Genomic DNA, 7,409 nt, shown 5'->3' with positions numbered 1-7,409 from the left:
GACCAGCACCAATTAACTTCTTTACTGTTTCTGGTGTCGCAGCTACACGACTTTCACCAACTACAGTTTCGGTAGGGATTCCGATCTGCATGAGCATTCCTCAAGCTAATTTTTCTTAAAGTAGATATCGCATTCCTGCGATATACCCCTGGATGTATTCATGTGAATTTTTTGGATTCTAATTGAACTTTTTTAAATTACCACCCAATATTTATTTAATAAATACCCTCATTTTGAACTCATGATTCACAATCATCACAAAATTTCATGGTATTTGATCTATCATTTTCATAAAAAATAGTTCCAGATTCGTTCAATTTTCGATCCATTTTTTAACAAAAAAGAAACTTTTTTCTAATTTATCGTCAGTATAGGGAGCTTGACTTTATTAAGCTTTGATCATTCTGACATTTTTTAGCTTTCTTTTTATCCCTTTTGATTGTGTTAAAGCGCCGTGCATGTCACATTTTTAGTTGCTTCTTTCATTCTCATAAATCTCAATTTGCCGAATTGACAAAAAATCAGACTAATCGATTCAAATTCTCACGACATTCTTAAAAATTATAAATAAGACAAAATTTAGATAAATCTTGGTTTTAAAATTGAGCTTAAATTTTGGCTGAACATGAAATACAAGCTGACTGATTCTTGAAAAGAATGCTTACAAACCGTGCAAAAAAAATTTGAAATATTTTTTTGATGTATTTTTTGGGTTGATAGACCACTGTTTTTTTCATATTACGCACCACAATGATGCATTTAAACAAAAAATCAAAACGCCTTATATCGCTAGGTAGGTGATTTAGCGAAAATTAGAGATTGAATTTTAGAGCTTACAATAAAGATTGGCTTATACTTCCATTACTTAAAAATTGATTTTTAACATTTATGGTACTTAAGCTGACTCCCACTCAGTTAGGGAGTTTATGTGCGCTGTTGGCAGCATTCTTGTTTAGTAGTAAAGCGATCTTAATCAAACAAGCTTATGCAGTTTCTGAAGATGTTGATGCAACATTGCTTGTTGCCTTAAGGATGCTCAGTGCCTTACCCGTTTTTCTTTTTATTTGTTGGTTGAACCGACACCGTAATCGCGGATTTTCAGCGCAGGATTGGGCCCTACTCCTCGTTGCTGGTTTGATTGGATATTATTTTTCAAGTTGGCTCGATTTTATGAGTCTGATGTACATCAGTGCCTCTTTGGAGCGTATTATCCTATTTCTATATCCCACCATGACAGTAATTGCATCAAGTGTAATTTTCAAACATCCTCTTTCAATGAAGACTATTTTTGCGATTGGACTAAGTTATGGCGGCACGCTTATAGTGATGCTCCAAGAACAAAGCAATGTGCCTCATGAAAGTAATTTTTGGCTAGGTGTGAGTTTAGTTTTCGCAAGCGCGATTTGCTTTGCGAGTTATCTATTGATGACTCCAAAATTAATCCAAAAATTTGGATCGTGGAATTTTACGGGCTTAGCAATGTCTATCGCCTGCTTAGGGACGATTCTTCACTACTTTATTGCTCAGCCAAGCCCTGTATCCAATATCCTTGAACAACCCATGGAAGTAATCGGATATGGTGTTGCATTAGGCATTGGGGTAACGGTGATTCCAACTATTCTCATTGCGCAAAGTATTGCTCGTTTAGGTGCTTCTCAAACAGCCATGATTGGTTCACTTGGTCCAATTCTGACCATTATATTGGCAACTATCTTTTTAGGGGAATCAATGAATATGATTCAATGGTTTGGTTGTGCGCTGAATATATTGGGTGTGATGATGATTACGCTTTCCAAAACTAAACTGAAATAAAGACAACATTAACCTCACAGTTCAAATTTCAAAATAATACTTCACGATGAAACTTAGTCTTCATAGTGAATTTCTATTTTCCCTTGATCATCGTCAAATTTAATGTCGAGTGGAACAAAGTGGGAACCCGACGATGTAGACCCCATTTGATCATTTTCATTTCTTAGTGGGCATTCAGTTAAAGATAAGCACCCACAACCAATGCACCAATCCAGTTGTTGACGAAGTTGAAGCATATTTAAGATTTTTTGATCTAAAATTTTTTGCCATGCACTCGATAATGCGGTCCAATCTGATTTAGTCGCGGTTTTATTCTTAGGGAGTATGTTAAATGCTTGCTTCACTTCAGAGAGTGAAATCCCAACCTGCTGTGCCACTTTGATGATGGCAATCCTTCTCAGCATATATCGTGGATATCGCCGTTGATTTCCTTCCGTCCGCACACTCCAAATAAGAGCTTTGTCTTCATAAAATCTGAGTGCTGCGACCGATACACCACTTCGAGCAGCTAACGCGCCTATACTGAGCCACTGTTGTAATTTTTGTTCTTCCATGCTCTTGACCTCAAGTTAAGTTGAGCTTTCATAATTCTTTTCTAAGCTTAATCCAGAGAAGATAGAATGACAAAACCAAATAAGCCACCATTTAGTTTAACAACTAAAAATCCACCTCAGCTTTATTCCCCAAGGCAATTTGGATATAGCCACATCTGTGAGGTCAAACACTTCAACACAGTCGTTCATATATCAGGTCAAGGTGGTGAAAATGCCGAAGGACATTATTCCACTGATTATTCAGAACAACTCAACCAAGTCTTCGAAAATCTCAAAATCGCTCTCATCTATGCACATATCGACTTTTATAACATTGCTGTTCTAAGCGTATTGATTGTCAATTTTGACCAACAAAAACATCACCTGTTAAATCTGAAAATGAATACAATATGGAAAGATCAAAATTTCCCAGCATGCACACTAATCCCTGTGTCTCGCTTGGCATTAGACGCCATGCAAATTGAAATCGAAGCCACAGCTTACTGCTCCTCATCCACTGAGCCATTTATTCATGTATAACGATCTTGACGATTTAAATAAAAAAGACATCACGAATGACACTGCTTTACTTTGGTTGATGGCCATTGCTTGTGGTATTTGTGCAGGCGCTAATTATTATTCGCAGCCCTTAATTCACTCTGTTCAACTTTACTTTAATGCCCCTGCAACAGATGTGGCATTAACTGTTACTTTGGCTCAAGTCTCTTATGCTGTCGGACTACTTTTTATCGTACCACTTGGTGATATTCTCAATAAAACGAAATTAATCCCATTTTTAATGTTCTTTGCAGCAGTGGGATTATTTATTTGTGCTTTTTCGCTCAACCTTTATATGTTATGGGCTGGCACAATTATCACTGGGCTTTTCTCGGTTGCAGCACAAATTTTGATTCCGTTTGCCACGATGGCGGTTCGACCAGAACGAACAGGCGAAGTTGTCGGGTTACTGATGAGCGGATTATTGGTGGGTATTTTGATTTCGACCAGTTTAGCTGGCTTGTTATCCAACTTATTTAATTGGCAGCTCATTTATATCGTCAGTGGAATTTTGATGTTGATGGTCGCTGTAGTACTCAATATCCGTCTGCCTTATATTCCTAGCTCTAAAATTAGTTATTTTGCTGTGTTTAAATCCATGGGGCTGCTACTCAAAGAAGAGCCTCGTTTAATTTATCGCTCTATCATTGGTGCCTTTGCATTTGCAACGATGAGCATCCTCTTCTCGACCATTTCTATTTTACTTAAATCCTCTTTTTCTCTTGAAGATGTCATGGTGGGTTTAGTCACTTTGGTTGGCGTATTTGGCGCCTTGTCCACCAAGAAAATTGGTAAGATCGCCGATCGTGGTTACGTCAAACAAATCACTTGGTTTGGCATTTTAATCCTAGGTAGCGCATGGATATTCCTTTATTTAGGTGCATTCTATTTAAGTTGCTATATCATCGGTTTTGGACTGATGAATCTCGGGCTAGCATTGGTGCATAGTAGCAACCAGAATGTGATTTTTAATTTAAGACCGGATGCTAAATCTCGTGTAAATTCACTTTATATGACCAGCTATTTTATTGGTGGCGCAAGTGGTTCCGCGCTAGGAATTTATGCTTGGGATCATGGTGGATGGGCAATGGCGTGTATCGTAGGATTAATTCTGGTCAGTTGTACGGCACTATTCACACTAGTGGATCAACGTTATCATCGAGCCCAACTCAGCTAGCTCATAAAATATGCATGTTAAGCCTCTATAAATGGAGGCTTTTTCAATAATTTAGCCTCTGCAGTCATCATTCAGTCCTCTAAAGCTGTGTATCTCTTGTGCGTAATCACACACACTGTTCACTATCATTATAAAAAATATTCGTGGACAAGAATGAAAGCTGTTGTATGTCATCAAAATGAATTAACACTTGAAGATGTCAGCCATCTAACACCATCACAAGGACAAACTTTATTAGAAGTTGTGCGATGTGGTATTTGTGGCAGTGATTTACATATGCAACATAGTTGTGACCACATGCATGAACTTACGGCTAAAGTGGGTCTAAAAGGTGTTGCAAAGTCAACAGACCGTTTTGTCATGGGGCATGAATTTTGCGGTCGTGTTCTAGATTATGGTCCTAAAACTAGAAAAAAATTTAAAATAGATACCTTAGTTTGTGCGATGCCACTATTGAAAGTTGATCAGTGGTGTTATCAAGCGACTGGTCTTTCCCCTCAAGCTTCTGGTGGTTATGCCGAACAAATCTTGGTGCAATCTCAACTCATGTTTGCGGTGCCAAATGGATTACATCCCGATCTTGCGGCAATGACCGAGCCAATGGCGGTTGCTTTACATGCAGTACGTCGGAGCAGAATAAAGAAATCAGAACCTGCAATTGTTATTGGTTGTGGTCCAGTAGGCTTAGGTGTCATTTTAATGCTCAAAGCGATTGGTGTTAAAAAAATTATTGCCAGTGACTTTTCACCAAATCGCCGCCGGCTGGCTCAACTTTGTGGCGCAGATGTCGTCATTGATCCTAAACAATCATCGCCTTTTGAGAGTTGGAAAGAATACGGTTTATTGGGTGATGCTTCTGAAGCGATTAACTATGGGATCGGTATTTTTGAAAAGATTCAGTCTATGCATATTCCATGGTGGCATGCGTGGCGTGTGGCTGACAAATTAGGTGCTTTACCCAAACGTCCTGTGATTTTTGAATGTGTCGGGATGCCAGGCATCCTTCAACAGATTATTAACGGTGCGCCATTATTTTCTAAAATTATCGGTGTGGGTGTATGTATGCAATCCGACAGCATCGAACCCGCTTTGGCTTTAAACAAAGAAATCGAAATCCAGTTTGTGATTGGTTATACGCCACTGGAGTTCAGAGACGCGCTCCATATGATCGCTGAAGGTCAAATTGATTGTTCTCCTCTGATAACGGGCGTTGTAGGTCTTGCAGGAGTTAAAGATGCTTTTCAGGCCTTAGGTGATCCTGAACAACACGCTAAAATTTTGGTCGACCCCAAAAAGATCGGATCTGATATCAGTGCACTTTAGATATTCTTTAGGTTCTATACGATATCAGTGCTCATGGAATTTTAACTAGAAGATTCAGACTTCATCAGATTCCCTCATTCATCCTGCATGATACTCAATCGAACTTTAAATTTTTAATTTCATCTATGAATAGATCTTAAATAAGGAAGTTTTATGTCAAATTTAAATCACATGCCTTTCAATGTTGAAGCAAGTTGTTCTTGTGGCGCAAATACTTTTCGCTTTTCTCATGCACCCATCGCACATTTTATTTGTCACTGCCAAGTTTGCCAAGAATATACAGGTAAGGCTTTTTCAGATGTTTTGGTATTTCTAAAACAAGATGTTTGTGATTTGAATATTGAACAGACTATTTTTAAACGTTTGAAGTCACCACCCAATATCCGTCGTGGGATATGCAAACAATGTCATTCCCCTTCTATTGAATTTGGAATATTAGATCAGTTGGTATTTATTCCTAAATGGAACTTAAAAGACTTCTCGCAAGTTCCCCCTGAAAATATGCATATTTTTTACCATCGTCGTGTGCAAGATGTAGCTGATGATTTGCCAAAATATAATGGTTTTATCCAGAGTCAAACTCAAGCAGCTAAGTTTATTTTAACAGGGCTTAAAGAGCGAATATTCTCTTTAAATGAACATTAAAGTTTAGATTGGCTTTGTTGCACAAAGATTTGAAAGGCAAAGCGCCCCTAATTGAGCCAAATTTAAGGCGTAACTTGGGTAAGTGGTCGACCTAATTCCGTAAATCTGTTGAGGACTGCTACACGTGCATGAACCTCATTGACTTGGCTATCAAAGCTCCTTGCACTGAGTTTATCTCCTAATAATTTGATGCAGTGCATTTTAGTCTCAACCAAACTTCGGCGATGATAGCCTGACCATTTTTTCCATAGTGTCCTACCTAAACGTTTAACTGTTCGAAGTAATTCATTTCGCTCTAGCGCGCTGCTCTTTGTATCTTTCCATGGTTTCGCATTTTTTCTAGGTGGAATCACCGCATGCGCTTGCCGATCTGCAATGGCCTGACGGCATTACTTGGTGTCATAAGCTCCATCGGTATAAACAGAGTCAATCAGCTCATCTTGTGGAATCTGATCAAGTAAATCACCAAGTACCTGTGAATCACTGATATTATTGGTTGTGAGCTGAATAGCACGTATTTGAAGAGTTTCAGCATCTATAGCAATATGTAGCATACGCCATTGGCGACGATATTCAGGTCCATGTCTTGCGTTTCCATTCGCCCTCACCTAGAAACTTCAAGCCTGTAGAGTCCATGAGTAGATGCAGCCCATAGCTACTTTTTTGGTAGCTGATTGCAATATCAATATACTTTTGTCTTCTACAAAGCGTACTGTAATCTGGCGCTGTCCAATTTAATCCGCAAAGTTTAATCAGACTTTGCACAAAGCCAGTGACCATACGTAAAGACAGATGGAATAAGGATTTAATCATTAAGCAGCATTGGATGGCTGCGTCGGAGTAGGTTTGATTTCGTCCTTGTTTGCCTTTTGATGGAGCATACCATTGCGTAGTAGGATCAAACCAAATGGCAATATTTCCGCGATTAATGAGTGCTCGGTTATATGCGGACCAATTGGTTGTGCGGTAGATTTTGTGTGTAGGCTTCTTCATTTGAAAATTATATGGCTGAAGAAGCCCTTAAGAATAGCTTTGTGCAACAAAGCCAGTTAACATTGTACGTGACATAGTGACGAGCAGATCTGGTTTGACAATCAAACTTTACTTTATCGTTATTTTTAAACAGTAAAAGCTAGCAGTCCCTAATATAGTCTTAAAATCTAATCCTGATGACTAAACATATATTTAGGGTAAAATTCTGAAAAACCACCCGAAGGTGGTTTTTTAAAAACAAGCTATGAATTAGTGACCTGTACCGTTGATGGCTTTGGTCATATCTTCAACAACTTTCTTCGCATCACCAAAGATCATCATTGTTTTGTCGTTATAGAACAAGTCATTATCAAGACCCGCATAACCTG

Annotated in this window: 8 protein-coding genes and 1 pseudogene; 5 read left to right on the top strand and 4 right to left on the bottom strand. The window is 38.6% G+C overall.

The features are described from left to right. A partial coding sequence (locus AC1M84_RS14115; RefSeq protein WP_481595216.1) for a hypothetical protein occupies positions 1–91 on the bottom strand: 91 nt, incomplete at its 3' end. 797 nt (positions 92–888) lie between these two features. Between AC1M84_RS14115 and AC1M84_RS14110 the strand changes: the two genes are divergently transcribed. Then, on the top strand, positions 889–1,812 hold the full coding sequence (locus AC1M84_RS14110; RefSeq protein WP_481593319.1) for a DMT family transporter: 924 nt from the start codon (positions 889–891) through the stop codon (positions 1,810–1,812). A 53-nt stretch (positions 1,813–1,865) separates the two neighbouring features. On the opposite strand, the gene soxR is transcribed toward AC1M84_RS14110, so the two are convergent. Next, positions 1,866–2,366, bottom strand: coding sequence for a redox-sensitive transcriptional activator SoxR (soxR, locus tag AC1M84_RS14105; protein WP_035265311.1), 501 nt, complete (start codon positions 2,364–2,366; stop codon positions 1,866–1,868). Between the two features lie 66 nt (positions 2,367–2,432). Between soxR and AC1M84_RS14100 the strand changes: the two genes are divergently transcribed. The 4 genes from AC1M84_RS14100 (at position 2,433) to AC1M84_RS14085 (ending at position 6,048) form a co-directional block, all read left to right on the top strand. Then, positions 2,433–2,885 (top strand): RidA family protein, encoded by a 453-nt coding sequence (locus AC1M84_RS14100; RefSeq protein ID WP_481595214.1) that lies wholly within the window; start codon positions 2,433–2,435, stop codon positions 2,883–2,885. After that, entirely contained in the window at positions 2,878–4,080 is a 1,203-nt protein-coding gene (locus tag AC1M84_RS14095; RefSeq protein WP_481595213.1) for an MFS transporter, read from the top strand. Before AC1M84_RS14100 ends, AC1M84_RS14095 begins: the two co-directional genes overlap by 8 nt. Before the next feature lie 153 nt (positions 4,081–4,233). Next, the gene (locus AC1M84_RS14090; RefSeq protein WP_092768291.1) at positions 4,234–5,403 is read left to right on the top strand and encodes a zinc-binding dehydrogenase; all 1,170 of its coding nucleotides are present in this window, start codon (positions 4,234–4,236) and stop codon (positions 5,401–5,403) included. A gap of 153 nt (positions 5,404–5,556) precedes the next feature. After that, the gene (locus AC1M84_RS14085) at positions 5,557–6,048 is read left to right on the top strand and encodes a GFA family protein (RefSeq protein WP_481595212.1); all 492 of its coding nucleotides are present in this window, start codon (positions 5,557–5,559) and stop codon (positions 6,046–6,048) included. 62 nt (positions 6,049–6,110) lie between these two features. Here the strand turns inward: AC1M84_RS14085 and AC1M84_RS14080 are convergent. Together AC1M84_RS14080 and AC1M84_RS14075 are read right to left on the bottom strand one after the other, a co-directional pair. After that, a pseudogene (locus AC1M84_RS14080) lies at positions 6,111–7,041 on the bottom strand (IS5 family transposase). A gap of 249 nt (positions 7,042–7,290) precedes the next feature. After that, a partial coding sequence (locus AC1M84_RS14075; protein WP_481595215.1) for an NAD(P)(+) transhydrogenase (Re/Si-specific) subunit beta occupies positions 7,291–7,409 on the bottom strand: 119 nt, incomplete at its 5' end.

Source organism: Acinetobacter sp. 24-47-66 (assembly GCF_056779755.1).
Note: the sequence above shows the minus strand (reverse complement) of the source record. Positions and strands in the feature narration are given on the sequence as shown.